30 protein-coding genes and 1 pseudogene are annotated in these 25394 nt (G+C 33.4%); 10 read left to right on the top strand and 21 right to left on the bottom strand.

Going from position 1 to position 25394, the window contains the following annotated elements:
- Positions 1–68 precede the first annotated feature (68 nt).
- The 4 genes from ACLHDF_RS24310 to ACLHDF_RS24295 all read left to right on the top strand — a co-directional run bounded on the left by ACLHDF_RS24310 (position 69) and on the right by ACLHDF_RS24295 (position 3178).
- Entirely contained in the window at positions 69–368 is a 300-nt protein-coding gene (locus ACLHDF_RS24310) for an MTH1187 family thiamine-binding protein (protein ID WP_413921151.1), read from the top strand.
- Between the two features lie 158 nt (positions 369–526).
- On the top strand, positions 527–1021 hold the full coding sequence (locus ACLHDF_RS24305; protein WP_413921150.1) for a general stress protein: 495 nt from the start codon (positions 527–529) through the stop codon (positions 1019–1021).
- Positions 1022–1402: 381 nt separating this feature from the next.
- Entirely contained in the window at positions 1403–1825 is a 423-nt protein-coding gene (locus ACLHDF_RS24300) for a universal stress protein (RefSeq protein ID WP_413921149.1), read from the top strand.
- Between the two features lie 450 nt (positions 1826–2275).
- Positions 2276–3178: an Rpn family recombination-promoting nuclease/putative transposase gene (locus ACLHDF_RS24295; RefSeq protein ID WP_413921148.1), complete on the top strand. Its 903-nt coding sequence runs from the start codon at positions 2276–2278 to the stop codon at positions 3176–3178.
- 335 nt (positions 3179–3513) lie between these two features.
- Here ACLHDF_RS24295 and ACLHDF_RS24290 read toward each other — a convergent pair whose 3' ends face one another.
- From ACLHDF_RS24290 to ACLHDF_RS24225, 14 genes are all read right to left on the bottom strand, one after another.
- On the bottom strand, positions 3514–4542 hold the full coding sequence (locus ACLHDF_RS24290) for an NADH:flavin oxidoreductase/NADH oxidase (RefSeq protein WP_413921147.1): 1029 nt from the start codon (positions 4540–4542) through the stop codon (positions 3514–3516).
- Between the two features lie 214 nt (positions 4543–4756).
- Positions 4757–5185: a MarR family winged helix-turn-helix transcriptional regulator gene (locus ACLHDF_RS24285; RefSeq protein ID WP_413921146.1), complete on the bottom strand. Its 429-nt coding sequence runs from the start codon at positions 5183–5185 to the stop codon at positions 4757–4759.
- Positions 5186–5647: 462 nt separating this feature from the next.
- Positions 5648–6124, bottom strand: coding sequence for a dGTP triphosphohydrolase (gene dgt / locus ACLHDF_RS24280; protein ID WP_413921145.1), 477 nt, complete (start codon positions 6122–6124; stop codon positions 5648–5650).
- Positions 6125–6680: 556 nt separating this feature from the next.
- Positions 6681–7331, bottom strand: coding sequence for a hypothetical protein (locus ACLHDF_RS24275; protein ID WP_413921144.1), 651 nt, complete (start codon positions 7329–7331; stop codon positions 6681–6683).
- Between the two features lie 832 nt (positions 7332–8163).
- Positions 8164–8643 carry a hypothetical protein gene (locus ACLHDF_RS24270; RefSeq protein ID WP_413921143.1) on the bottom strand — a complete coding sequence of 160 codons (480 nt, stop codon included), beginning with the start codon at positions 8641–8643 and terminating at the stop codon, positions 8164–8166.
- 77 nt (positions 8644–8720) lie between these two features.
- Positions 8721–9059 (bottom strand): CBO0543 family protein, encoded by a 339-nt coding sequence (locus tag ACLHDF_RS24265; protein WP_413921224.1) that lies wholly within the window; start codon positions 9057–9059, stop codon positions 8721–8723.
- Between the two features lie 225 nt (positions 9060–9284).
- Positions 9285–9950 (bottom strand): NAD(P)H:quinone oxidoreductase, encoded by a 666-nt coding sequence (gene wrbA, locus ACLHDF_RS24260; RefSeq protein ID WP_413921142.1) that lies wholly within the window; start codon positions 9948–9950, stop codon positions 9285–9287.
- Between the two features lie 141 nt (positions 9951–10091).
- A complete protein-coding gene (locus ACLHDF_RS24255) occupies positions 10092–10523 on the bottom strand; it encodes a DoxX family protein (RefSeq protein ID WP_413921141.1) in 432 nt (143 codons plus the stop codon).
- A 56-nt stretch (positions 10524–10579) separates the two neighbouring features.
- Complete coding sequence (locus tag ACLHDF_RS24250; RefSeq protein ID WP_413921140.1) at positions 10580–11194, bottom strand: alpha/beta hydrolase; 615 nt, start codon at positions 11192–11194, stop codon at positions 10580–10582.
- Positions 11195–11196: 2 nt separating this feature from the next.
- Positions 11197–12138, bottom strand: coding sequence for a ring-cleaving dioxygenase (locus ACLHDF_RS24245; RefSeq protein WP_413921139.1), 942 nt, complete (start codon positions 12136–12138; stop codon positions 11197–11199).
- A 36-nt stretch (positions 12139–12174) separates the two neighbouring features.
- Positions 12175–12783 (bottom strand): flavin reductase family protein, encoded by a 609-nt coding sequence (locus ACLHDF_RS24240; protein ID WP_413921138.1) that lies wholly within the window; start codon positions 12781–12783, stop codon positions 12175–12177.
- A gap of 21 nt (positions 12784–12804) precedes the next feature.
- Positions 12805–13743, bottom strand: coding sequence for a ring-cleaving dioxygenase (locus tag ACLHDF_RS24235; protein ID WP_413921137.1), 939 nt, complete (start codon positions 13741–13743; stop codon positions 12805–12807).
- A gap of 427 nt (positions 13744–14170) precedes the next feature.
- Entirely contained in the window at positions 14171–14569 is a 399-nt protein-coding gene (locus tag ACLHDF_RS24230; protein WP_182007473.1) for a DoxX family protein, read from the bottom strand.
- Positions 14570–14805: 236 nt separating this feature from the next.
- The gene (locus tag ACLHDF_RS24225) at positions 14806–15039 is read right to left on the bottom strand and encodes a MarR family winged helix-turn-helix transcriptional regulator (protein ID WP_413921136.1); all 234 of its coding nucleotides are present in this window, start codon (positions 15037–15039) and stop codon (positions 14806–14808) included.
- A gap of 269 nt (positions 15040–15308) precedes the next feature.
- On the opposite strand from ACLHDF_RS24225, the pseudogene ACLHDF_RS24220 reads away from it, so the two are divergent.
- Positions 15309–15458, top strand: a pseudogene (locus ACLHDF_RS24220) (cysteine hydrolase); the annotation flags it as partial.
- A gap of 201 nt (positions 15459–15659) precedes the next feature.
- On the opposite strand, the gene ACLHDF_RS24215 reads toward ACLHDF_RS24220, so the two are convergent.
- Positions 15660–16592: an alpha/beta hydrolase gene (locus tag ACLHDF_RS24215; RefSeq protein WP_413921135.1), complete on the bottom strand. Its 933-nt coding sequence runs from the start codon at positions 16590–16592 to the stop codon at positions 15660–15662.
- A gap of 563 nt (positions 16593–17155) precedes the next feature.
- On the opposite strand from ACLHDF_RS24215, the gene ACLHDF_RS24210 reads away from it, so the two are divergent.
- Positions 17156–17335 (top strand): small acid-soluble spore protein H, encoded by a 180-nt coding sequence (locus ACLHDF_RS24210; protein WP_413921134.1) that lies wholly within the window; start codon positions 17156–17158, stop codon positions 17333–17335.
- 316 nt (positions 17336–17651) lie between these two features.
- On the opposite strand, the gene ACLHDF_RS24205 is transcribed toward ACLHDF_RS24210, so the two are convergent.
- Positions 17652–17867 carry a hypothetical protein gene (locus ACLHDF_RS24205; RefSeq protein WP_413921133.1) on the bottom strand — a complete coding sequence of 72 codons (216 nt, stop codon included), beginning with the start codon at positions 17865–17867 and terminating at the stop codon, positions 17652–17654.
- 194 nt (positions 17868–18061) lie between these two features.
- On the opposite strand from ACLHDF_RS24205, the gene ACLHDF_RS24200 reads away from it, so the two are divergent.
- Together ACLHDF_RS24200 and ACLHDF_RS24195 are read left to right on the top strand one after the other, a co-directional pair.
- The gene (locus ACLHDF_RS24200) at positions 18062–18613 is read left to right on the top strand and encodes a YhcN/YlaJ family sporulation lipoprotein (RefSeq protein WP_413921132.1); all 552 of its coding nucleotides are present in this window, start codon (positions 18062–18064) and stop codon (positions 18611–18613) included.
- A gap of 861 nt (positions 18614–19474) precedes the next feature.
- A complete protein-coding gene (locus ACLHDF_RS24195) occupies positions 19475–19717 on the top strand; it encodes a hypothetical protein (RefSeq protein ID WP_413921131.1) in 243 nt (80 codons plus the stop codon).
- Between the two features lie 122 nt (positions 19718–19839).
- Here ACLHDF_RS24195 and ACLHDF_RS24190 read toward each other — a convergent pair whose 3' ends face one another.
- The 5 genes from ACLHDF_RS24190 to ACLHDF_RS24170 form a co-directional block, all read right to left on the bottom strand.
- Positions 19840–20016: a hypothetical protein gene (locus tag ACLHDF_RS24190; RefSeq protein WP_413921130.1), complete on the bottom strand. Its 177-nt coding sequence runs from the start codon at positions 20014–20016 to the stop codon at positions 19840–19842.
- Between the two features lie 61 nt (positions 20017–20077).
- A complete protein-coding gene (locus ACLHDF_RS24185) occupies positions 20078–20647 on the bottom strand; it encodes a dihydrofolate reductase family protein (protein WP_413921129.1) in 570 nt (189 codons plus the stop codon).
- A 28-nt stretch (positions 20648–20675) separates the two neighbouring features.
- A complete protein-coding gene (locus tag ACLHDF_RS24180; protein ID WP_413921128.1) occupies positions 20676–21878 on the bottom strand; it encodes a macrolide family glycosyltransferase in 1203 nt (400 codons plus the stop codon).
- 107 nt (positions 21879–21985) lie between these two features.
- Positions 21986–22321, bottom strand: a complete 336-nt coding sequence (locus ACLHDF_RS24175) for a YolD-like family protein (protein ID WP_413921127.1) — start codon at positions 22319–22321, stop codon at positions 21986–21988.
- A 13-nt stretch (positions 22322–22334) separates the two neighbouring features.
- A complete protein-coding gene (locus ACLHDF_RS24170) occupies positions 22335–23600 on the bottom strand; it encodes a DNA polymerase thumb domain-containing protein (RefSeq protein ID WP_413921126.1) in 1266 nt (421 codons plus the stop codon).
- A gap of 90 nt (positions 23601–23690) precedes the next feature.
- Between ACLHDF_RS24170 and ACLHDF_RS24165 the strand changes: the two genes are divergently transcribed.
- Positions 23691–23939, top strand: a complete 249-nt coding sequence (locus ACLHDF_RS24165) for a hypothetical protein (protein WP_413921125.1) — start codon at positions 23691–23693, stop codon at positions 23937–23939.
- A gap of 110 nt (positions 23940–24049) precedes the next feature.
- Positions 24050–24490, top strand: a complete 441-nt coding sequence (locus ACLHDF_RS24160; RefSeq protein ID WP_413921124.1) for an SMI1/KNR4 family protein — start codon at positions 24050–24052, stop codon at positions 24488–24490.
- Positions 24491–25394 lie beyond the last annotated feature (904 nt).

The raw sequence follows: 25394 nt of genomic DNA, 5'->3' as shown, positions 1-25394 counted from the left end.
AGGAGACTGTATATAAGTAGTTTCTTTTCCTATTAAAAGTACACACTTATGAGGAAGGAGTAGATACTATGCCTTTATTAGATATAAGTATTATACCTGTTGGAACAGATTCAACAAGCTTTAGTTCAGAAGTAATTAATGCTGTACGTAAGGTTAAGGGAAAGGACTTACATTATGATGTAACACCTACCTCTACTATAATAGAAGGAGATCTTGAACAATTATGGCAAGTAGCAAAAGACATACACCAAGGGGCAATTTCAAGTGGTCCTGATCGAATTATCACAAACATACGTATTGATCATCGAAAAGATAAGAAAACAGATATGAATCATCAAATAGACACTGTAGAAAATGCATTAGACTAGTTTTTAACACTTATTTAAAACTTATAAACCTAATTAAAAGAACGTTGCTATATATACGAAAAAAAGATAGCAATTAGTATTTACTGATTGAAAAATAATCCTTTCACTACCTTTTATCGTATTCGAAGATGTGATTCTTTATTTAGGAGGAGATAAAAATGGAACGAACTGCAAAAAGAGTAGTAGGAGTATATAAATCAGAGCAAGAAGCCATTGCAGCTGTAGAGGACCTAAAAACACAGGGGTATGCTACACGTGACATCTCCATAATTGGGAGGGATAGTAGAGAGGTAGATATAGTAACGGAAGAAACAGATACCGAAGTTGTTGATGGAATTACAACAGGTGCACTTACCGGTGGAGCACTTGGAGGACTAACAGGTTTATTAGCAGGAGCTGGTGCACTTGCTATTCCAGGAATAGGACCAATTGTTGCTGCAGGACCAATTGCAGCTGCGTTAACTGGCACTGTAACGGGTGCAGGAGTAGGAGGTTTAACAGGCGCTCTTGTTGGAATAGGTATTCCTAAAGAGGAAGCCGAATACTATGGTAACTCAGTCAAAGAAGGAAAAATCTTAGTACTTGTTGATGAAAGGGAGAAATTTGGCCGAAATAGAGAGCAAAAGCGACCTCTGTCAGGACGAATTCTTTAAATTTGAATAAAAAAGTGATTCACTGTTTATATAAAAAATGAATGTGTAGAGGAGTACTCGTCTGTATACAATATGGACGGTTTGATGAGATTTGGAAGACTTAGTAGTAAGTTAACATAAAACGTTGCCTGTAATGAAAATCTATTTATTTGCTTAGTAAAAGGAACTTATAAAGAAAATCATTACAAGAAATTTCATGTAAAAAGACGAAGGTCTGTATCTATTTTGATGCAGGCTTTTTTAGGTAAATAACAAAAAGATTTCTCTAGAGCTTTTTTACAATGTTTATGGGTTTATTCATTAAGGAAAATTAATAAAACAAGCTTTTATTTTTATACTTAATTAGGTAGAAAAATATATACTAATGAGGTGAAAATTGATATGTATAACAAGATTTTAGTAGCATTCGATGGGTCTAAACCTTCTATTCATGCTCTCCAACATGCGGCTAAATTAGCTGAAATAGCAGGTACTAAAAAGATAGTCATTCTACATGTTAATGATGAACCTATAGATTTACAGCAGCCTGTTTATAACGTAGAGATAAATCAATTAATTGAGGAAGAGGATCATAAAATTCTATCTACAGCTAATGGACTTCTTCTTGAGGCGGGGGTTCCCTATGAAACCCATACATTAGAAGGGGATCCTTCTAAACAAATTACATCGTATGTAAAAGAAAATCCATATGATTTAATTGTGATGGGTAGTATGGGAAAAGGGTTAATAAAAGGAATGTTCTTAGGAAGTGTGAGTCGTACAGTAATACATTCTGTTGATTGTCCAGTGCTTATTGTAAAATAAATCTTTCGATGGTTAATGATCCTAATTAAACAGTTCAGCAAAAAGCTCTACGTAAGAAGAGGCTGCCCCTTAGCCTGAGACAAATCAAAAACACCTTTAAGTTAAAAATGGGTATGTAGTACCTAACAATAACTTGGAGGTGTTTTTTCAAGGTGTTTTGATCCTTGTCTCGAAATCAGGGGTTCGTCCCGAATACGTAGAGCTTTTTATAGAAAAAACAAGAGAAAGCGTTCTTTAATAACTTCTTTTAATTCTTTCCTAGGTTCAAATGCAGAAACTCTTGAAGTAAAAAGTGTTGCTTTTTCACCTGTTTAAGGATTAAAACCTTTAAGAAATCGGTTCAAGCTTCTTGTAATGACAACTAATTTATTTTACTGTGAACATTTGCAAACACATCTGGCTATCTTATAAAATAGGGGTAAGAAATAAGAAAGATAGGAAGACGAATCCATGTCCACAAAATTAGTAAATTTACGAATTGATTTCGCTTTTAAACAATTATTCGGTACCAAAGGTAGTGAGGATATCTTAACGGGTTTTTTAAACGCGGTTTTAGAAAAATCTCTAGAAGCACCAATTACATCTCTTCAATTGGAAGACCCACACCTTCACAAGGCTTACGAAGACGACAAGTTATCTATCTTAGATTTACTAGCCACATTGAATAACGGAACACAAGTGAATATTGAAATACAACTTCGTAATACGCATGATATGGTTAAACGCTCTTTATATTATTGGAGCAAATTATATACTTCACAAATGCAAGAGGGGATGCCTTATCGAGCCTTACGAAAAACCATCACCATCAATTTATTGGATTTTATTTTATTTTCTTCAGATGAAGAATTTCAGACGACAGGTCAGTTGTGGGATACAACAAAGCAACGTGTTTTAAGTGATGATATTGAAATTCATTTTGTGGAAATTCCAAAGCTTGTGAAACAGTGGCGGGAAGAAAAAGTCAACCCGTGGGAAAATGTATTTGTTCGTTGGGTATTATTATTACCGGCTCATGAAGATGAACATTTAACACAAACATTGGAGGAGATTGCAATGAATCAAGATCCAATTTTACAAAAAGCGATGGATAAATGGGAAAATATGAGTCACGATTCTTCTTTCCGAAGCGCATATGAAGCTCGTGAGAAGCTATTACTTGATGAGCAAGCTAAATTAGCTCATGCTCGTGAAGAAGGTCTAGAAGAAGGTATGGAAAAAGGATTGGAAAAAGGTTTAGAAGAAGGAAAAATCCAATTGATTCGTAGCATGTATGAGAATGGTATGCCTTTAAATGATATTGCAAAATTTACCGGATTAAGTATAGAAGAAGTAGGAAGAGTAATACGGTAATATAGAATATATTAAACAGATAGATAATTTATGTTATAATATTGATGGGAATAATACGTGAATTATCGAATGTATTCAACGTAGCAAAAAGCCACTTGTTTTATACAAGTGGCTTTTTATATTGGCTATACTTTAAATAAAATGTATTAGTTACTGTTGGCTGAACCCTAACAATCAATAAAGTTTATATTATAATCATTCAGTCTGTAGGTTAAGTAAGTATGTTATTTTTATAATGCACCAAAAGATTTTTATATTTCTTAATCTTGTACTTAGAGTAATCCTAGATGATTGAAAATGAAAAACTATTAGTTTTTATATTTTGTTATTTGAACTTATTTTCTAAAACCATCTGCATACTGTTTTGGGACAGTCGTTTCTTTTTTTAATGTAGATGCAGCTTCTAATGCCCAATGAGGGTTTCGTAACATGCCTCTTCCAACAGCTACAAGGTCTGCATCCTCATTACCGATAACAGCATTTGCAAGCGCGGGATCATCTAATCTTCCAACAGCTATGACCGGAACATTGAGAGCTTTCCTAATCTCTCGAGCTAGTGGTACTTGGTAGCCTGCATGCGTGCCGGGTCTCCCACCAGCACCGATAGGACCTTCACCTCCTGAAGAGATATCAAACATATCTACGCCAGCTTCTTGATAGTCTTTTGCAAACTCGATACTTTCATTAATGCCATATCCGCCTTCTACATACTCTTTAGCAGATATACGCATGATTAATGGCATATCTTCCGGTATTTCAGCTTTTGCTGCTTCAATAATTTCTCGGCCAAACTTACTAAGATCTTTTCCATACTCATCTTCTCGCTGATTGGTTAATGGAGAGTGGAATTGATGAATTAAATACCCATGAGCACCATGAATTTCAATAGCATCTACACCAGCTTTCACAGCACGCTGAACAGCTCTACGGAACTTCTCTACCATTTCTTTCACTTCATCTGTTGAAAGAGCTCTAGGTGTTTTTGATTTTTCATCAAATGGAATAGCCGAAGGAGCAACTGGTACCTCTGCATCTTCAGCTTTACGACCAGCGTGAGCAATTTGAATGCCCACTTTAGCTCCGTAACGATGACATGCTTCTACAATTCGTGCTAAAGCAGGAATTTGTTCGTCTGACCATAATCCTAAATCATAATCTGTAATGCGGCCATCAGGTTCCACATCTGTCATTTCAATCATAATAAAACTAGTCCCACCGATTGCACGATTTACGTAGTGTAGGTAATGCCAGTCAGTAGCAATTCCATCCTTTTTTTCAACAGAATATTGGCACATTGGGGGCATCATAATACGGTTCTTTAAGTCCAATCCTTTTATCTTATAAGGGCTAAATAAGTGATCCATAATAAAATCTCCTTTATTAAAATTATATGCATGCGCACGCATATAATTTATATTATTCTTCATGTCTTGTCAATTTATATGTTTATGATTTATGTTCACACCGTAAAAATACACATAGACCAAGTGATAAATAAAAATGACCTAGAAAATTTTACTAGGTCATTTTTATTTATCAGTTAAGATAAACTAATTTATAAAAAATACATGCATCACATCATGATTTGTGTAGTAACGATTGTAACTCATGATGAATGTTTTCCTTTGAAAACGCAGATTGAAGAATGGTATAAACAGTATCTAAGCATCCCTGTAGTTTTTCTGAACCTTTTTCAGTCAGACTAGTATAGATACCTCTACGGTCATCCTCACATATATGTCTTTGCAAAACTCCACAACTCTTAGCCTCAAGCCTACCTACTAATCTTGACATAGCGCTTTGGCTTAATCCAACCATCTCTTGCAATTGCTGTAGTCTTAATTTTTTATCACTGCTTTGAGATAAAAAGTAAAGAACGTAAAATTCTTTCAATGATAGATCATAATTTTTTTGTAGAGCCCTTTCAAGTTCATTGGCAATACTTAGTTGAATATTAGTAATGGATATCCAATTATTTAAAAGTTCGTTTTTTGGATTGGTTGTCATATGAATTCCACCTATTCTATCCTATATAGCACTTTAATCAATTATCATAATGTATACAGATATGATGTTCAAGTCCTATTATATAACAATTCATCAACTTTTAATTAGATGGTGGACAAATGAAGTAGGAAGCTAGGATATTTATTGTTGATATTTATCCTTTACATACAGATGAACAATAAAAAAGATGCCTGTAGGCATCTTAATAAGCCAAGTAAAAAGCTTAATTCAATTTGATTAAGACCTTTCTATATTATTTATCTTTAATTTATTATTTAACGACTTCATCAATTTTTTTCTTAAGCATTCTATCCTCTTCAATTAAGGTACGAGGAAAAATATTATTTTCAGCTAATATAAAATGGAGTTGTTCAAAATCGTCTTTATATATAAATTTTTCTGTATCCGTACTAAAAGGCTTATAATATTTTACAATACTCAGTAATGATCTTACTGTTAAATTTAAACCTCTTTTTCTAAGTAGCTTTTTTCTAAATTATTTAGGACTCTCAGAGTCTGTGCATTTCCTTCAAATCCGCCCTTATCTATCATCAATTTGTTTAGAACTCTTTCCCCATGAGGGCCAAATGGTGGATTTCTTATATCATGAGCAAGAGCTCCTGTTTCCACAACATAGGTATCATTTCTATAGATCTCTTTATTCCCCGACTGATTCCGTAGCCTTTCTACAATACCTCTAGCAATCTGAGCAACTTCTAAACTATGTGTTAATCTATTACGATAAAACTTATCGCTTTGTATACCTAGAAGTTGCATTTTTCCCTGAAGTTTTCTAAAAGTCGTGGAATACAATACCCTAGAATAATCCCTCTGATACTCGTTTCGGGCTCTTTCAGTAGGTTCTTCATTGTGTATTCGGTCACTTAATTGTTCAAGTGGGTAGTAAAATTCTTTTAAATCTTTTCTTTTTTTGTCCATTAAAATCCCCCATATTAAAGATATAGACTTTGTATGGTTTTTATCTAGTGAAATATAATCCTTTAAAAATTGGAAAGTAAAAAGAAAGCCTACAAAGAGAATAGCTTTATTACGTATATAAAGCTTGTATAAACCCGGTAGCACTAACGAAATAGATAATATGGAATGGATTCATGATTCTTTAGATACTATGTAGCTATTGCAGTGAGCTTTCCTATCCACTCAAACTATAGGAGAGAAACCCTACTGAAGTAGTTGATAAGTAGGTAGTGATGTAAGGTGTGCTTGGTTTTTGTATGCTGGGGGGTAACTTAATAGCTTATCTTTTTCACTAAGTGGACGAGAGAGCTTAAGATTTCCTAACGTTTAAATTAGAATGTAAAGGGAAACAGTGACAGCGTGATAAATCGTATACTTCAGATCTTGATAATAAGGAAAGTGGGACGAATTTCAATTTGCTCTTTCTATATTTCCTCGATTTGCTGTACAACAGAGCTGCTAGGAAAGAGAGAAAGGATGCGAAATTTGAATTGAATAAAATTCCAAAAGATTGATTTTAATTCATTAGTCTCTTTTTCCAAAAAAAATAGTCCTTTACGGCCCAAGTAATTTGCGGCAACACTCCCATTTTTTTTTTGTAAGTTTTCCATTCTTTTTCATAATCAATATCATAATCAAAAGGTAACAAGTAAATCCATTCATCTATATTAAAAATCCGCATAATCTCCTGTTTGTGCTTTTGGGTAAATTGATAAGAATAAGTGTAGGCATCTTTCTCACACCAATGCAATTTATCATATTGATTATCTTTAAATAATTCAGAGTAACCAATAGAATAATCACTTAGCATAATATCAAATCTTTTTTCAAAAAAGAAAGCTTGTCTAAAATGCCTTAATTCATGTGATAACGTAAATGGTATATTAACATAGAACACCCTTAAATTTTCGGAAAAATTTAAAATCCTTTCTTCAATCATAAAAATTACATTTTCTGGATGCATGAATATTGCTGTGGCGTTTTCACATGCTAAAAATTTGTTCACTTTAAACTGTAATTCCTTACTCATACTTATATCTTTAAAATCTCTATCATTTTTCAATATATATATACTCACATTACTGTCTCTTATATCCTTAGAAAATAAATTCATAATTTTATTTATTTGCTTGTCTTTAACAAGTTCACTCTTATTGATAATTTCCAACAGACTACCCCCGTTATAAAAGTTTTATGTCCGAATCTTTTGATAGTTGGTGAATGATTATAACCTCTATTTGAAATAGCTTGCCCCTTTTCCATTCTCTGTAGAAAAAGGTCTGTGATTACACTTAGGAAAATTGATGATTTTTACATTCAAAGCATATGTATCTATTTTTCTTTAAACTATATAGACATTACCATTTATAGTATATTCAACATTAAATATGCAATTCATTTATTCTATTATTTATTGAATTGAAATAAACACTAATATAAAATTACATAAATTGAAGTAATTTTATAAACTTGCTTTTATAAATAGTAGTTTTACCCTCTACTATTTATTAACGACAAATATGGGCTTATTCTGATATGTGTGTAATGCTTAAAACTATTTTTTATAAAATAGTTTTAAGCATTACACTGATTAACCCAAAAACGTTCGTAAAAGTCATGTGCTAGATTAAAGGCGTTCGTATAATATTTTTACACTTAAGCGAACGTTAAAAACCGTTCGCTAATTGATTTTGATTTTTGTCCGTAAAAATATACTTTTACGGACGGTGAATTTGATTTTGTTTCAAAACGCTAAAGGAATAAAGTCAGGGATTTTCTCTAAATTGTTGAAATTTTTTAACGTCCCAAAATAAAAAAAGGAAAATTAATCATTTTTATGGATTAATTTACTCTTGACTATTTCTTAGCCATATTTTAATGCTATATTTATTGAAATTTGTTTAATAATCAATTTTTATTCTAAATATTAAGACGGATACGAATTGAAATTTAGCTTCATTTATTATTTTTCCTTTTACTATCTAATTGTTTACTGCCAACTAGGAATATTCATTTATTCCTTTTAGACATTTCATTAATAGATAACGAACTATGAAACCAAAAATTAATCGTGGAACTAAAAATATTGTTGGAAGCCATATTGGCCCGAGTAAAACATCACCAAAATGTAACTTAGAGGAGTACATCAACCCTACGGTTACTGTATATGCACCGCCAACGAATGGCAAGAAAGATAAATATGGAGTATTCTTTGTAGAATATTTATAAGCATCATACATAGCAAACATGTAAACACAAGGGTAAAACATTAACCATTGATAATTCACTACTTCAATGGCCTTGCTAATTTGTCCAAGAAAACTATAAAGAATCGCATTATTAAAAGAACTTTTTGTATTAATAAGAAATTCCAAGAATATAAAAGTCAGTCCCTTAATGAGTTGACCATTTAAAAGTTGTCCAAACCCTGGGAGAGCAACACTCCATAGAACTGCTTCTAATTTTGTTGTTTTTCTCATGAAATCAACCTTATTTTTAAGATATATAAATTCTCCTAATGCCTAATTGCTTAATAAGCAAGTCAGTCTACTTTTAATTAGTGCGTACCGTCAACTTTCTTTACTAAGCCTGCTAGAGCTCTAATTGTAAGAAGCGTAAAGCTAACACTTCCGAAAGTATGAAATGGAGACCACTTTTTCCATTTAAATAATTTGCTATTCCTTTCTAAATACCATTGAGAAAGGCTCATTGGTACACTCCAAGTTAAACTTTTTAATAAAATCTTTGGAATATTATCGTTATATGACTGTCTAACCCATGCCATACTTAACAAGGGAAAAAACAAAACATCAAAAATAATATTTGTGGAGAAAATTTTAGGAAAAACAAAGTAAATAATCCTCTTAGCATTAATTTTTCCATTATTCCACTCCATTGTTTTTTTAGAATTTAACAGACTTACTATCTCCATTTCCCCGTAGAATAATACTTTATTGCTGAGAATATACTTACAAAAATAACATCTCAACTGTTGGTAACATACTTTGTTTCTCGATTCTAACTAGTCGGCTCCTACATATATCACTAGAAAGAAATGAAGCGATATACTTCCTAATTAAAGTCAGGAAGTATATCGCTTTACTTATTTATTATTATTTAATTATTGATTTCCTTTTTTTACCCATTCTGCAACCGTTACTGTACGTTTTGCTTGATGTTTAACAGATTCTTGTACATCCTCAACCATATTTCCGTCTTGGTCAATTGTTACACTTGTGCCATACGGATTTCCACCTGATCCAAAGATAACTGGATCTGTGTAGCCTGGTGATGCTACGATTGCTCCCCAGTGGTACATTGTTGTATATAATGATAAAATTGTTTGCTCTTGACCACCGTGAGGATTTTGTGCAGAAGTCATTGCACTAACCACTTTATTTGCCAGTTTTCCGTTGAACCAAAGTCCACCAGTTGTATCTAAAAACTGCTTCACTTGGCCTGGTACATTACCGAATCGAGTTGGAATACTGAAGACAATTGCATCTGCCCACTCTAGATCGTTTAATGCTACTTCTGGGACAGATTTTGTTTCTTCTGTATGTGCTTTCCATGCTGGATTTGAATCAATTGCGGCTTGTGGAGCTGTCTCTGGAACTTTCAATACTTTTACTTCAGCACCTGCTTCTTTTGCCCCTTCTGCTGCCCACTGTGCCATTTGATAGTTTGTACCTGTAGAGCTATAATAAATAACTGCTAATTTTACATTTTCCATTTTTGGTTCCTCCTTAGTAGATGATGATCCAAATAATTTTTCTAAAAAACCCATTTCTTTCACCTCTGCATCATTTTTGATACCATATTCAATTATGGATGAGCAAATCACCGCCTTAACTAGGTATCTTTTATTAGATATGTTTTTTGTATACTATCCTTTTTTTCTTAATTAAAATATCTTCGAAGCGAGATATTACCCCATATTTTTGAATTGATGTGAACTTTCATCCTCTTTATGAATTAGTTGATTTACTGCAAATAATTTACTTCCATTTACGGCAAGATATAGTGCCATAGCTGCAAATGCTAAATCTAATTCATAACCTGCCATTTGTCCGTTTCCTAAGAATCCAACAGCTAGCTTTACTTTAATAGTTGCTCCCACCATCAATAACACAAATATAGTCGAAACAAATCGAGTTCCTAATCCAATAAATAGTACAATTCCACCAATTAATTCAATTAAAGCAGTTCCATAAGCCATAAAACCTGGTAAGCCTATGCTTTCAAACCAACCAACTTGATTTTCAATACCATCTTGAAATTTGACAAAGCCATGAACAAAAAAGGTTAAACCTAACACAACACGCAAAATTAGTGCTCCTATTTCCTGTTTCAATAACATACATGTAACCTCCGATAAATTTAGTTTTTATATATTTAAACTTGTAAGAATTCCTCTTATTTTTTCAACTGTGTTTCTTGATACCACTGGGCTGCAGCTTCTACCTCTTCAAACGTTAATTGATGACCTTTGTTTTCCCAATGAAGATGTACCTTTGCTCCCGCCTTTTTTAACATTGATTGGAGTTCGATCGACTCCATTGGAGAACACATAGGATCATTTTCTCCAGCTCCAATAAATACGTCAGTACCAAGTAAATCAGGTAGCTCAATTCCTTTTTTAGGAACCATCGGATGATGTAAAATTGCTCCCTTTAAGATATCTTGATAATGGAACAATAAACTTGCTGCTATATTTGCTCCGTTGGAATAGCCGACAGCTATTACATTTTGGCGATTGAACTCATATTTTTTTGATGCTTCATCGAGAAATTCATATAATTCTTTTGTACGAAAAACAAGATCTTCTTCATCAAATACACCCTCGGCGAGACGGCGGAAAAAACGAGGCATTCCATTTTCTAATACATTGCCACGTGCACTCAGAATGGAAGCATCCTCATCAATTTTCCCTGCAAGAGGTAAAAGAGATGACTCATTTCCACCTGTTCCGTGAAGTAACAGCAAAGTTGGTTTTAAAGGATCTTTTCCCTTTTGAAAAAAGTGTTTCATATTTATTCTCCCTCCATTACGCGAACCTCAATTTGAGGTAACTTTTCCTCTAACTCTTTACGTTTAGATTCTAACCAAGAAGGTAGTAACAGCTTCTTCCCTAAATCATTTTTAGGTTCATCTACTGTAAATCCTGGAGGATCTGTGGCAATCTCAAAAAGAATACCTCCTCCTTCTTGAAAGTAAAGAGCTTTAAAATAATTCCGATCTAAAATTTCAGTAGGGCGATAGCCTTTATCTAGTAGGCTGTCTCTCCATTGTTTATGCTGGTTATCGTTTTCTGCCCTCCATGCAATATGGTGAACGGTTCCTGCACCCATCAATCCCCTTGCAAGTGGATTTAATTTAAGGTCAATCGTATTTCCAAGTGTTCCTTCAGAGGTAAAACGTACATATTCATTTTCTTGCCCAACACATGTTAGCCCTAGAAGATTTTCCATAACATCCACTGTTTTATATGATTGAGCAGAATATAAAGTAGCACCACTAAATCCTTTAATAGCATTTTCAGCTGTAATGTCTCCGAAAGTCCAAGGATTAAGTAGGTTTTCATTCTCTTCTATCAATTCAAGTTGCAGGCCATCAGGTTCTTGAAATTGCAAATACTCTTTATTAAAACGTTCAGACTTTGTCCACTTAATTCCAAATTTTTTTAGACGCTTCTCCCAAAAAGGGAATGAACCTGAAGGAACACTATAACTTATAACCCCAACTTGACCAGTTCCAATACGTCCCTTAAGAAGTTTGGGCCAAGGAAAAAAAGTCACAATAGTACCGGGCTCTGCAGATTCATTTCCAAAATAAAGATGATAGACTTCTGGACGGTCAAAGTTCACCATTTTTTTTACTAGCCGTAAACCAAGTACCCCTGCATAAAAATCTATATTTCTTTGCGGGTCATTCACTATAGCTGTAATATGATGAATGCCTAACGTTTTGATCATACTTTTTATGCTCCCGTACCCTTAATTAGACTAAGGTTATTTTGGTCTTTCGATTGAAAAAAGTTCCCCTATTTTTGCATAGTTGTTACCTGCCAATCTGCTAACAGCGCCTAACCCTTCATGATCAATTCTTCCGTTTTCATATAATTCATCTTTAATATGAAATTGAACTACTTTCCCTATAATTAAGTCACTACCAGGGGATTCATCATCACCTAATGCGATAACATGTTCTAATGTACATTCCATGCGAATTTTGGCTTCTTTGATCCCCGGTACAGAGACCTTCTTACTATTTATTGAGTTTAACTTTGCCAACTCAATTTCACTTTGTTCAGGTGGAAGGTTTGCTGCTGTAATATTAATTTTTTCTACATTTTCTTCATCCACAATATGGACAACAAACTCTTTCAAATCTATAATATTTCGAGTTGTATCTTTTTGCTTACCTTCCTTACGCTGAATAGCCAATGAAATCATAGGTGGATTTGAGGACACGATATTAAAGTAACTAAAAGGTGCTCCGTTCAGCGTTCCATCCTTTGATAATGTAGTGACAAAAGCAATTGGTCTAGGAATAACACTTCCAATTAAGAATTTATAATTTTCTCTTTCCGTATTGTTAGATGGATCAATCGAAAGCAAAGAAATCACTCCAATCTGGACTTAGTCTAATTCTCTTACTTTAAAAGGAAGCAATGCTTTTTCAAGTTGATCTCGGTGAATTTCGTACTGCTCAGGTAGCATCAGTTTTTCTCCCATTGTTTCTTGTGACTCATCATGCGCAAATCCTGGTGGATCTGTGGCAATTTCAAATAGAATTTCTCCATGTTCTCTAAAGTAAATAGCATTAAAATAGTTTCGATCTCGAACAGCTGTGACTCCATATCCATTACTCGCTACGTGTTTTTGCCACTCTAACTGGTCTTGATCATCTTCAGCACGCCATGCAATATGGTGAACCGTTCCAACACCCATTTGCCCACGACCAATTGGCGTTAACTTTAAATCAATGATATTTCCAATATCAGCAGATGATTGAAAACGAATGAAGTCTCCTTCTTCACCTACTTTTTTAAGACCCATAAGGTTTTCTAATAACTTAGCTGTTTCTTCAGGGCGAACAGATAATAATGTAGCTCCCCCAAATCCTTTAATCGCTACCTCGGGTGTAATTCCACCAAATTGCCACGTATTCTTTTCACCGGCTTCTCTTTCAACAATTTCTAAATGTAAACCATGAGGATCATCAAATTCTAAATATTGTTCTCCAAATCGTTCCATCTTTGTTACAGGGATATCAAATTTCGCTAATCTTTGTTCCCAAAACCCCATAGCCCCTTTTGGAACCACATATGAAGTTACACCTACTTGGCCATCACCTATTACCCCTTGACGTGCTCCTGCCCACGGGAAAAAGGTAATAATTGTTCCTGGCTTTCCACCTTTATCACCAAAGTAAAGATGATACGTACCTGGATCATCAAAATTGACTGTTTGTTTGACTAAACGTAAACCTAGTACACCAGCATAGAAATCAACATTTTCCTGTGGATGACCTACAATCGCTGTAATGTGATGAATGCCTGTTGTTTTTTTTGTCATTCCTAATCTCTCCCTCACTATATTCTTAATAATTATTTTAATTGTCCTTCATAAGGTAACCGAATATTCAATCTAATAAAGTTGTTCAAATGAGATAATTAACTAGAGATTTAAGTTGTCTTTTGGACGTACCTAATCTTATATAGTGTCCATTTACAGCTTTATTTAATTAAAATTTACCCATGTATGTTATATAAAAGATACCTATTTAATAAAGTTAAAATATTTAAATGATAATTCTTTAATTCGAGATATTATTTAAAAATTAATCTTATTGATTCATCCTAAAGTAGCAAAAAATAATTATCTAAATCCTTTTCACAATTTAGTCTTAATTCGAGGTGATTCTAATGAGTGTTTGTTTTCTGTCAACTAACTTATATTTAATCTGGATTAAATAATTCCTCATTTGAATCATTTTTCTCTCTTAGAAAATAAGAGTGTCGATTGCATAATATCCTGGTCCAGTTATAGCTATACTTATAGCAATAACTAATAATGTAAGGTTATATTCATACCCATTTTGTGTTGCCCAGTAGCCGTTTGGACCATGCACTTTAATAATAGCCATTAACATTGTCCCAGCAATCATAAGAGCTCCAAGAGGAGTAAGAAAGCCTGCAGCAAATAAAGCTCCACCTACAAGTTCTGATAATCCAGCCATTAAGGCCATTCTAACACCTGGTTTCATTCCGATGGATTCAAACCATCCTCCTGTTCCTTTTAATCCATGGCCACCAAACCATCCGAATAATTTCTGGGTTCCGTGGGCCATGAAAGACAATCCAATTACCAAACGTATTAATAATAAACCAATACTAATCATTTTTAATTCCTCCTATTTTTTCATAATTTTTATTAACTTTAATGATTATAGTTGGGAATACTCTATTTTTCCTAAAATCTTAATGACAGATTTTTTTTCTTCATCGTCTAAAGCTATAAATAAGTCCTCAATAACTTTTTGATATTTAGGAAAAATGTAATTCATGAATTGACTACCCTTATGAGTAATCAGAATATAAGTAGCCCTACGATCTTCTGGACAATGTTCCCTTTTAACTAATTTCTTTTTTCTAATTTATCAATGATATAGGTCATACTACCACTTGCCATCAATACGTTTCGACAAATCTGATGAATAGTCTGTTTGCCTTTATGATATAAAAGTTCCAATACAGCAAATTCACTGGTGTTTAAACCATAAGTAGCAATATTCTCTTTAAGTTTATCAGTTATTAATTTAGAAGCTTTTATAAAGGTCAAAAAAGATGTTATTGCTAAACTTTCATTCAATATCATCACTCCCTCTTTCTAGGGTTAAATAACATTATCTTTATTTGAAATATCTTGAATTCGAGATAATTATAAAACGAATGTGATTTCATTGTCAATATAAATTTATATATTTATATTGACAATGAAATTAAGTAAGTCTGACGTAGTGCTTATAAATAATAATCAAATTTTGATTCACTGGCTTATTTACTGCCGATATTTTTCTCCTATGTTCCTATATAGTGCCCTCATACCATATCTCATTATAAAAAGTATCATTGTCTAGCCAAACTGAATTTTGTTTGGATACTATGTGTAGAAGGGCATATAGCTTAGGTTACAAAAAGAATATCTTAGTAAAAGATGCCCGTAGCACATTTGATACGGCTATAGCTTCTAAAATAGTAGAACATCATAATAATATGCTAGATAGCTGATTCGTTACATTAAAAGAAGTAAACGAAATTATGTTTTAAGCTAATAAATAACTTATCACAGGAACAAAAATGTATACTTTTACGGACGAGATATTTAAATCTATTACAAGATGTTAGAGTAATTATTATCGATAACAAAATAAAAACCCCTTATTTCTAATAATAGACAGATATTACATTCATTGTTCTCGGAATCATCGTTTATACATCATCTGTTAAGTAGCGATGGATAGAAGAAAACACTTTATCTCTTATTAGCTCTTCTTCATTTAATAAATGATGTTTTCCGTTCTCTATAAGTTCAACCTCTATATTTGGAAACTTCTTTAGTAAGAAACCAACATTATATCTCCAATCCACTGTTGTGTCCTTTTTTCCCTGAAGGATGAGAACAGGGACAGAACTGGGATTCCCCTTCTTAATCAATTCATTCCATCTTATCAATGCTTCTACCCAACTGAGAGGGACCTGATCATGCTGTAACGGATCATTCTTCACAAAACGCAAAAACTTTGCATCTGATGAATTGTTTCGAAGTATCCTTTTCAAATTCCTGGTGAACGTTTTTAAGGGCTTTATCAAAATGGTGATTGCATGCCAGTGATAAGGCCGAACGAGGGGCGAGACAAGCACTGCTTTTCGAATCTGAGACGTTTCAGGGTTATTCAATATATAATCGACTGCAGCAGCAGCGCCCGTACTATGAGCCACGATATAGACGGGCAGCGAGCTTGAAGACAGGTGTCTACGCACGACTTCTCGAATACTTTCTGTATAGAGAGAAAACTCCGAAATGGCTCCCCGTTTTCCTGTTGACAATCCATGTCCCGGTAAATCAAATGTCAACACATGAAACCCTTGTTGAATCAAGAAACGAATGACAGTACTTAGTACTCCAGCATGATCATAATAACCGTGAAGAAGAAGAATATGAGCTTTTACCGGTAAGGGACGAAAAGATTGGATAAACAGCCGTTCATGGACAAACGATTCAAATCCGTAACGATACATTATGTTCTCTGTTGGGAGATTGTAAAACTCACTGTAACGTTTCATGTTTTCATTCATAGGGCGTGAATCGTATGTAAAGAGAAAATGCTGACCATTTTGAATATTTTTAATAACTTGTTTCATATTCGACCTCTGTGTCTTCGTAATTTATTTATGTCATTTAATAATATTATATTCCCCATTTAATAATGAAAAATGAAGAACCAAAAGAAAAATTTATGGTGCAAAGATTGCATTCGTTTAAAAAGGATATATGGATTTTTACTGAAATCTAGTCTTATGCAGCTAATTAATAGATGAGCTTCGCTTGATTTTTGACAGACTTGCTCTATATAACAAATTGCCCTTTTCAATCATATGCATAGCTCCTCTTTCATAATTAATGGACTTTGCTGTAGGAGAAGATTTCAATTCTCACAAAGAACGAACGTGCTTTTTAATAATCCGATAATTTTGTATCACTATGTTATTGAGACATTCCACTTACTACTGATATCCTTTTTTTCTTCAACTATTCCATTGCTACAAGATAAGATGAATTCTTATAATCCGGAAAATAGCGATTAAATCGAATTCTATATTTCCAAATGATTGTTTTTTGCACCAGAACCGGGATTAGGTGTATAAAAATCAGTTAAAAACAAATACTGTCACTGTTATAAATAAAAAGGAGGCTGTATATAAACATGGATGCACGAAGAGCACAAGAAATTGCTGATTCAGTGAACATGGCCAATGTAATATATAATGGAAAAAGTATTTATATTGAGCATGTAGATCAACAAAATGGAATAGCTACAATTCATACTCTTGATGAACCACATAATAAACATAGTGTTTCTATATTGGACCTTAAAGAAAAATGAGTCCCTTTTAGAATAAAAAGAGCCTGTTTAGGCTTTTTTTATTTTTCTCCTATTTTTGTGAGTGGAGGTGGAGAGTAAAAATGAAGGTATAAGAAAAGCCCTCAAATCTATGTAAGTCATAACAATATATCGATTAATAATAGTTTGTACTCATATGTTATAAATAAAAGACGATCATATCACTTCTATGTAATTAAGTCATCGGTGTTTATTTTTTTGATTATTAAAAGCTTTATGCAGTAAAAACTACATAAAGCTTTTAATAATCAACCGTAACTCAATTGATATGGAAAACATACTATTGAAAATACAGTTTTTATTGCTTGGATAAACCGTTTATCATGTGGCTTCTACTCGTCATTGTTTGCATGGTTGGTGTCGCTGTTTTATTTCCATTTCCTCTTATTATCCAAATCACTAAAGTCCCAATTCCTATGCTCAAAAGTGACAGTAACATGCCTCTGTTATTATTTTTTTTCCCAAATAGGCCATTAACATTAAATAAAGAAGTTAACTGCTGTACATTATTCATTGTGCAAGTCCCTCTTCGATAAGTGTTTGAAAGAAAGCTCTCTTCCAACATCTTTATTTTTTGCCGTGGTTACGTATATATACTCGGAAAATGATGCTATCGTTACTTGGGTTTTCAAATTATTTCCTGTAATTATTTAAAAAACCAATGTAAACCTTAATACATATATGACTATTAGAAGGAGTGAAAAAAGAATGAAGGCAGAAAAATATGTACTGGGACTCTTATCAGCTATTTTATCAGTAGGATTTCTTTTTGGTTGTAATGATAAAAAAGATGAAGCTGAGCCTGATCCAACTGAAGAACCGTCTGAACAAAAAGCTCAAAATACTCGTGACAACAATGATCTACGAGACGTGGGATTTCAACCCGACGGTGTTCAAAATAATAATGTAGATAATAATAATCAGACACGATTAGACGTAGCTGATAAAGCTGCGGATCGTATTGCTAAATTAAATGAAGTAGATACTGCGAATGTGATTGTTACAAACCAAAATGCATACGTGGCTGTTGTTTTAAAGAATGAAGCAAACGGGGAGGTAACCGACCGTTTAAAAAAGAAGATTTCAGATCAAGTAAAAGCTACAGATAAAGATATTCGAAATGTGTATGTGTCATCCGATCCTGATTTTGTGAATCGTATGGAAGGGTACGGAAATCGAATTAATGAAGGTTCGACAAGAAATGGCCTATTTGAAGATTTTACTGAAACCGTTAAAAGAGTATTCCCTAACAATCGTTAAATAAAAATGATGAGATATAAAAAAGCAATTTTTTATGTTTTAAAAAGAGAGACCTCCTTATAGATTAAGGAGGTTTCATATATGCTTCTCTCTCTATTATAAGAAATGACTTAATAGTTATTTTTGGTTCCTTTTTTGCTATCATAGGAGCGTTGATCATGTACTGGGTTCTTCGTTAGGAAAGAAGGGTATGTCTATGTAAAAATGAAGGAGGAGATCATGATGGATTATAAAATATTCAGGATGATCAATCAGCATCTGTATTTAATAATTGAGTGCTTACAGAGACATGGGTACCATGTCGTGTAATTCAAATTACTATCATACTGAAGAATCTTTTTAGCGCTTCTTGTCATCAAGTCAGCTTTTCCTTTTTTATACAAGTGTAATTATATAACCCCAATTTATTACTCACAATCTTTTTATTACCTAATTTATATAAAATTTACAATTTAACTTAAAGTTAATATATTACTATTACATTTACACTCTATTAACCCCCACTGCAATCCATTGAGTGCTAGTTACACTAGGCGTATATAGATTGTATTAACACGGTAGCGCTACTGAAATAGAAAACGATTACGTAATGAAATTGTAATTCTCTAGACACTATGTAACTACTGCAGTAAGCTTTCCTGTCTACTTCTAAAAATAAAAAAGCAATTATACCGCAGTAGGTGATCGTTAGAAGATTACTGAATATATTATAGCGAGCAACATTATAAATCGAATACCTCAAGTTTTAAGAATACACCTTTGCAATAAATATAATTTCTCAGCCTGTACGATTTGCAAATCTGGTGCTAATTCATTTATACAATTCACTGATATAAACTTTAATTTTTAAGGAGAGAGAAAATGGGAACATTATTTAATCAAACACCACGAAAAGATTATTTTGATAATGATGCTGTTAAATTTCTTGATACAGTAAAAACTCTTGCAAGAGATCATGGCCTGACAGTTGAAGAGACCTGTCGTATTTTAGAACTGTCTATGAAAATTGATGATTATGATCGCAAAGATGAGCAATTAGCAGGGATGGGACGATTAATAAAGGATTTAATTGATGAAATTTCTATGTTAAGAGAAAGGTTATAACATGATAAATTAGAAAAAACACCTAGAGAGTAAGGTGTTTTTCCTAATTAAAGATGGTTAAAACAAAGTTAAACTAAAAAAGAGAAGGCTTTTAACCTTCTCTTTTTCTATATCATCGATGCTTAGATAATCTTCTTCATCCCGCATTCTTGACATTCACGTAAAAATACGCCACCCTTTACAGAACTTTTGAAGTAAGATGAATTGCAGTTGTCGCATCTGCCACTGACCTTACCCGGAAATTGAGCATAGTCATACACTTTATCAAGATCGATGTCTTGCTGCTGTTTTTCTTCCACGTCGATCACTCTTTTCCGTTTACTTTTATTAGAGTATTAACAAAAGCTTTCTTGAATTTTATTAATTATCATTAAGGCAATAGCACACCTGGATAACGCCAGAAGAGAACGTTTTTGTATTAACGAGTTTAAGGTTTAACCTTTGTTGTATGTCAATAAATAAAGGTTTTCCACTTCCCAAAACAACAGGGTGAACCGATAATCTAAATTCATCCACAAGCCCTAAATTTATAAAATTTGTAATAAGACTTGCTCCGCCATAGAGCCAGATATCCTTACCAGGCTTTTGCTTTAATCTATTTACTTCTTCAAAAATATTATCATTTATAAATATGACCTTATGATCAGTCCTTTTTTGTGTCCTTGAAAAAACATACTTTTCTTTGCTGTGAACTAATTCCCACATTTCTTTTTCGGTATCAGAATCTCCAGTTTCTGGAGTGTATTCCCCCCATAAATCGTAGCTTTTTCTTCCATATAAAATAGTATCAATTTGATTCAAGAAATGAGTAAACCCCATATCAGAGTCCATGACACACCAATCAATTTCTCTGTTTGGACCTTCAATAAATCCATCTAAAGTAACTGCTAAATCTAAAATTATTCTTCTAGGTCTTATGTTATTGGACATAAAATCTCCACCCTTACATGTTCTATATTTAAATATTGTATTGTCTTTTAAATGTGAAAATCTCATCTACAGCCTGCTGATATCCCCCTGATTTTTGAAAAGATTCTCTTATATCTGTTAGAGCTTTATGAAAGGAAGAATGTCCTAACACATAATCCACGGTTTTACATAGGTGACTTACAGTCAACTCTTGCATTTGTAACTTAATGCCGGCTCCAAGACTCTCAACTTGTTGAGCAATTACCGGCTGATCTGCGCTTTGTGGGATTACAATGAGTGGAATCCCATAATAGAGACCTTCATTGGTGCTATTCATTCCGCCATGTGTGATAAATAATTTGGTATACTTTAGCACTTCAGTTTGTGGAACGTAATTTTTTACAATAAAGTTTTTAGGAATCTTCCCTAAATCAGATAGTTGAGTTTTTCCACCAATAGACATAACAACGGTATAGTCAGTGTTCTCAAAAGCCTTAAAGCAAAGTTTATAGAAATCAATTTCCTGATTAAAAACAGTACCTAATGAAATGTAAATGACACTTTTTCCTTTTAATACAGAAAAGTCGAAGCTTCCTTGTGTTTCTATTGCAGGAATGGATGGTCCTACAAACTTGTACGTTTGATCGAATGTTTCTCGAAAAGGTTGAAACTCCCTAGTTGTATATACAATGGTAAGAGGGGCAGGATTACAAAAAACTTCATAAGGAGAAGTTATTTCAACCCCATATTTTTCTTTAATCTTTCTTGTTAGGCTTTGAAAATCACTATTTATCCTGTTAGCATGTTCTGGTGGAATATTTTGCGAAAGGTGTTCTAACATTCTTTTAAATGATATTTCAGTTTGAGCAAAAGATGTACATGAATTAATTGCAGGGAGTTTTACAATTTGGGAGAGTAAACGTCCACAACCAAACATCGAATCGTGAATGATGTAATCAAACTGTTCTCCTTGGATTTGTTCAAGAACGCTAGGTATAATGATATCCGCCGTATGTAAAAGACCGTTGATTCTTTCGGGTAAATAATTTCTTCCACCTGAGATAAAGGCTTTTAAAAATTTTTGACCGTCAAATGTTCGTACATCAGCTCCTGTCTTTTCAATACGTTCTCGAAAAGCTTCTATTGAAAAGTATACTACCTCTTCTCCACGTGAAATAAGCTCTTGTACAACTGCAATTGTTGGATTGATATGTCCTTCTGATCCACCATTAATAAATAGAACACGTGCCATTATGATCACTCCTTAAGTAAGATGTTCTCTAGATTTTATATAAGAGTAAGGAGCACTGCTGCAAACTCTTGCTTAACTTAAATAATGAAACTGGATTTATCCTAAGTTTAAACGAATCGAACATCAATTAGCTCACCTAACCTCATTTTATTTTTTAATTCGAATACTTCATCGATAAAAATAAACAAATTCCCCAGGGAATCAACAAATTGTATGAATCCTGTTTCGGTTATACGTTGCCCGTTCTTATAATATGTAAGGTAGACTTGTTTATTTGTATGTAATGCTTCAGTCAAGGTGAAATTGATTTGTTCCATTTGCTCTTCCGTTAAAAGAGGTTGAGGTACTTCTAGTTGCTTGTTTATGACTTCCTGTAATCCTATGTATGGCTCTGACATACTGGCGAAAGGACGCCATTTTTTCATTCTCCTATAGTGGTCCATGTTATCTCCTCCTTTAGGCTTTGTGGCCACCAATAAGGCCGTTTCGGTAACGAGCTGTTGAATGATCCAGATAGCTTGAAGCTCGTAGCACACTATTCTTGCCATAACGCAGCCGAATTTCATCAATTGTTTTGGCAAGAGCATAGGCTCTCTCACGTTGGTCAATATCCTCAAATAAGCTCATTTGTTCTTCTTCTTGAATGCTAATGTTTGATAACGAAATCCCAATGGAGCGAATCGGCATTCCACTATCGTGTGTATGTAAAATGGTTAAACAATATGGAAAGATATCTTGGCTTAAGTTCGAAGCTCTCCCCATTTTCTTTTGTCTGGAGAAGCCTCCACCTGTTTGTTTGCTGTAGCCAATCGATAAGTGGACCGTTTGAGCCACCACTTGATGCATCCGTAAGCGAAAACATACATCATCCAATAGCTCTAACAGCAATAACTCCACTTCTTTTCGGCTTGTATAATCTCGAAACAAAATTTGACTCTTTCCGAATGATCGAGAACTAGAAATGTATACATCTGAAATACGACTAAAATCAATCCCATTGGCATGTTGGTGTAACTCTTCCCCCATGATGCCAAATTCTTTTTGTAACATCTCTTTTGAAGAAAGAGCGAGTTCTTTTATGGTATAGATGCCTAAACGGTTTAGACGTCTTTCTGTAGCTGATGAGATTCCCCAGAAATCCTTCATTGGATGAATCGACCATAACTTAAAGGGAATATCTTCATATCGCCAATAAGCAACTCCTGTTGGGCTGTGCTTTGCTTCATGATCTAAGCTGACTTTCGCCAGTAAGAGATTAGGACCGATTCCTGCGGTAGCTGTCAGTCTTGTTTTGCGATAGATTTCATTAATTATTCGATGAGCTAGATCCTCTGGTGTTTCAGCAAATAAATGCAAAGAAGCCGTCGCATCAATAAACAACTCATCAATGCTATATGCATGAAAGTCTTCAGGAGCCACATACTGTAACACCAAACTCGAAATATAGTTCGAAGCCTTGATATATCTCTCCATGGATGGATTCACCACATGGATATCTTTCCTTTTAGGAATGTCAAAGAGGCGACTTCCTGTCTTGATCCCTTCTTTCTTTAATAAGGGTGTGGCAGCTAACACAACCGATCCCGACCGTTTGACATCTCCTACAACCGCAAGCCTTGTTTTCAAAGGATTTAAACCCCGTATGATAGAGGAAACCGAAGCAAAAAAACTCTTCATGTCTATGCAGATAATGACTCTGTTTGGTAGCTGCCCATAATCCATTGGAATAACTCCTCAATAAAGAACGTTTGTTCTTTATTCAATGAAATCTTTTCCCGATTATTGGTACAATAAGAAGAACAAATACTCTACATGAATGAGGATGACGGGGAATCTATGATTAAAGCTTTTAGCGCATTTTTACTGACTACTATTATTTCTTTTGTTGTAATGGTTGGTGCGTTACTAATTTGGGTTGCTATACAAGCAAATCACATAACTGATGATCCATCACTTGCAGACGGATTAGGGTTTGCGGTTGCTTATGGGGGAATAGCTGCTGTTCCCATTTCGCTTGTAATAGGAATCTTTGGTGGTATTATTGGTTATTTGAGAAATTGAATTTAAAAATCCTATTTATTGTTTAGGAATAAGTTACAAAATGTATCAAATGAGGATCTTTACATTAAGAGACGGTACTAAAAGGAAAATAAAGAAGGAGGGAAAAATTAATGAGCTATGATTTTATTAAAGTAAACCAAGAAAATAGTTTTTATCCAGTGACTGAAAGAGAAATAGAAAAAGTAGAGCAGGAACTGGATTTAAAAATTCCTAGGGAGTTAGTTAATTTTTATTTAGAAGTTGGCTACGGGTTTGTTAAAGGATCTGAGTTTAATATTAATCGTATTATGGACCCATATTCAATAAGAGATTTTCGGTTAAGAATTAATGATTTTGAGTTTTATCCCGATATAGAAATTTATGATGAATTTGAAAATAACAAATTAATTTTTTTTGAAGGCAGTGAATCAGCTTTAATGTCAATAGAATTGAATGAAAATAATAAAAGTCCAATTTACTATTATGATATTCAAATTGCGACTTCTCTTGAAGGATTTTTAAGAAAAATAGAAAAAAACGATAAATATTACCTAGAGTTATTAGGTGATTAAAAGACGAAAATAAAACTTATACCTTGATTGGCTATACGCCTTTCAAGGTTTTTATGTATTTAAACTTTATAAGCTTGTTTATTAATGCCTACATCAAAAAAATTTAGATAACATTGTATTAATTACATTAACTCAAATATCTTTTTCTCATTATCTATTAGTTATAGAACTTAACGAGAAAATTGCTTTAGTTGAAGAAAATCTCAATAATTGTAGGTATCGCTTCAATTGCTCGAAATTTTGGTGGTAAAGATTAAATAAGCAAAAAAGCAACCTCGCATTGGCAAACGAGGTTGCTTTTTATTTTAATCAGGGTTCGAACGTATCACAAATATCGAAAAGATAGCTGTAAATAAATATTACTATGTTCTTACTCTAAATACTATCTTTTTTAAAATGAGCATATGTATAAAAGGTGCGCTTTTTATGTATTCTCCTTCTTTTGATTCCTCAGTTCACCGTTGATAAATCAAGGATGTATAAAAAGCCGCATAAAACAGAAACACACTATCGTTGGAACCCTACTCCCATAAGGGTTCTTTCGCTTGTTTACTTCCGGAAAGAGTGTTCATGTAAACTAGAGGGAGAAATGAATATGATATACAACTCATATACCTCTTATTTTGAGTTTTTTCACTGTCAATAAATAGATAGGCAATGAAAGTAGGAATGGCAGTACCGATCCTGATACTTGAGATAGAGAACCATTAGGATAATAAGAAATAGTATGTAGTATCAACCAATTAATGTTAAATACATTTCCTATTTCATAAAAGAAGAATGTACTGACTAAGTACGCAAGCGTCCCTATAATTTTTATCTTCAAATCATCATCTCCACAACGTTAATTTATTCCTAATTATATATTATTGGAGACATTTTAAGAAAAAAAGCTCTTCTAGCT

Origin of the sequence: Priestia megaterium (assembly GCF_046599315.1) — a bacterium.
Taxonomy (GTDB): domain Bacteria; phylum Bacillota; class Bacilli; order Bacillales; family Bacillaceae_H; genus Priestia; species Priestia megaterium_F.
This window is presented reverse-complemented; position numbering and strand designations above follow the sequence as displayed.

Bases quoted from the DNA above. Each gene is read 5' to 3' on its own strand.
- ACLHDF_RS24290 (WP_413921147.1), bottom strand. From the start codon at position 4,542: ATGGATCACTTATTTAGCCCTTATAAGATAAAAGGATTGGACTTAAAG.
- ACLHDF_RS24265 (WP_413921224.1), bottom strand. From the start codon at position 9,059: ATGGAGTGGAATAATGGAAAAATTAATGCTAAGAGGATTATTTACTTT.
- ACLHDF_RS24245 (WP_413921139.1), bottom strand. From the start codon at position 12,138: ATGATCAAAACGTTAGGCATTCATCATATTACAGCTATAGTGAATGAC.
- wrbA (WP_413921142.1), bottom strand. From the start codon at position 9,950: ATGGGTTTTTTAGAAAAATTATTTGGATCATCATCTACTAAGGAGGAA.
- ACLHDF_RS24305 (WP_413921150.1), top strand. From the start codon at position 527: ATGGAACGAACTGCAAAAAGAGTAGTAGGAGTATATAAATCAGAGCAA.
- ACLHDF_RS24175 (WP_413921127.1), bottom strand. From the start codon at position 22,321: ATGGACCACTATAGGAGAATGAAAAAATGGCGTCCTTTCGCCAGTATG.
- ACLHDF_RS24285 (WP_413921146.1), bottom strand. From the start codon at position 5,185: ATGACAACCAATCCAAAAAACGAACTTTTAAATAATTGGATATCCATT.
- ACLHDF_RS24235 (WP_413921137.1), bottom strand. From the start codon at position 13,743: ATGACAAAAAAAACAACAGGCATTCATCACATTACAGCGATTGTAGGT.
- ACLHDF_RS24230 (WP_182007473.1), bottom strand. From the start codon at position 14,569: ATGATTAGTATTGGTTTATTATTAATACGTTTGGTAATTGGATTGTCT.
- ACLHDF_RS24180 (WP_413921128.1), bottom strand. From the start codon at position 21,878: ATGGCACGTGTTCTATTTATTAATGGTGGATCAGAAGGACATATCAAT.
- ACLHDF_RS24170 (WP_413921126.1), bottom strand. From the start codon at position 23,600: ATGGATTATGGGCAGCTACCAAACAGAGTCATTATCTGCATAGACATG.
- ACLHDF_RS24195 (WP_413921131.1), top strand. From the start codon at position 19,475: ATGGGAACATTATTTAATCAAACACCACGAAAAGATTATTTTGATAAT.
- ACLHDF_RS24205 (WP_413921133.1), bottom strand. From the start codon at position 17,867: ATGAATAATGTACAGCAGTTAACTTCTTTATTTAATGTTAATGGCCTA.
- ACLHDF_RS24215 (WP_413921135.1), bottom strand. From the start codon at position 16,592: ATGAAACAAGTTATTAAAAATATTCAAAATGGTCAGCATTTTCTCTTT.
- ACLHDF_RS24295 (WP_413921148.1), top strand. From the start codon at position 2,276: ATGTCCACAAAATTAGTAAATTTACGAATTGATTTCGCTTTTAAACAA.
- ACLHDF_RS24165 (WP_413921125.1), top strand. From the start codon at position 23,691: ATGAATGAGGATGACGGGGAATCTATGATTAAAGCTTTTAGCGCATTT.
- ACLHDF_RS24270 (WP_413921143.1), bottom strand. From the start codon at position 8,643: ATGAGAAAAACAACAAAATTAGAAGCAGTTCTATGGAGTGTTGCTCTC.
- ACLHDF_RS24300 (WP_413921149.1), top strand. From the start codon at position 1,403: ATGTATAACAAGATTTTAGTAGCATTCGATGGGTCTAAACCTTCTATT.
- ACLHDF_RS24210 (WP_413921134.1), top strand. From the start codon at position 17,156: ATGGATGCACGAAGAGCACAAGAAATTGCTGATTCAGTGAACATGGCC.
- ACLHDF_RS24310 (WP_413921151.1), top strand. From the start codon at position 69: ATGCCTTTATTAGATATAAGTATTATACCTGTTGGAACAGATTCAACA.
- dgt (WP_413921145.1), bottom strand. From the start codon at position 6,124: ATGGACAAAAAAAGAAAAGATTTAAAAGAATTTTACTACCCACTTGAA.
- ACLHDF_RS24185 (WP_413921129.1), bottom strand. From the start codon at position 20,647: ATGTCCAATAACATAAGACCTAGAAGAATAATTTTAGATTTAGCAGTT.
- ACLHDF_RS24160 (WP_413921124.1), top strand. From the start codon at position 24,050: ATGAGCTATGATTTTATTAAAGTAAACCAAGAAAATAGTTTTTATCCA.
- ACLHDF_RS24255 (WP_413921141.1), bottom strand. From the start codon at position 10,523: ATGTTATTGAAACAGGAAATAGGAGCACTAATTTTGCGTGTTGTGTTA.
- ACLHDF_RS24200 (WP_413921132.1), top strand. From the start codon at position 18,062: ATGAAGGCAGAAAAATATGTACTGGGACTCTTATCAGCTATTTTATCA.
- ACLHDF_RS24250 (WP_413921140.1), bottom strand. From the start codon at position 11,194: ATGAAACACTTTTTTCAAAAGGGAAAAGATCCTTTAAAACCAACTTTG.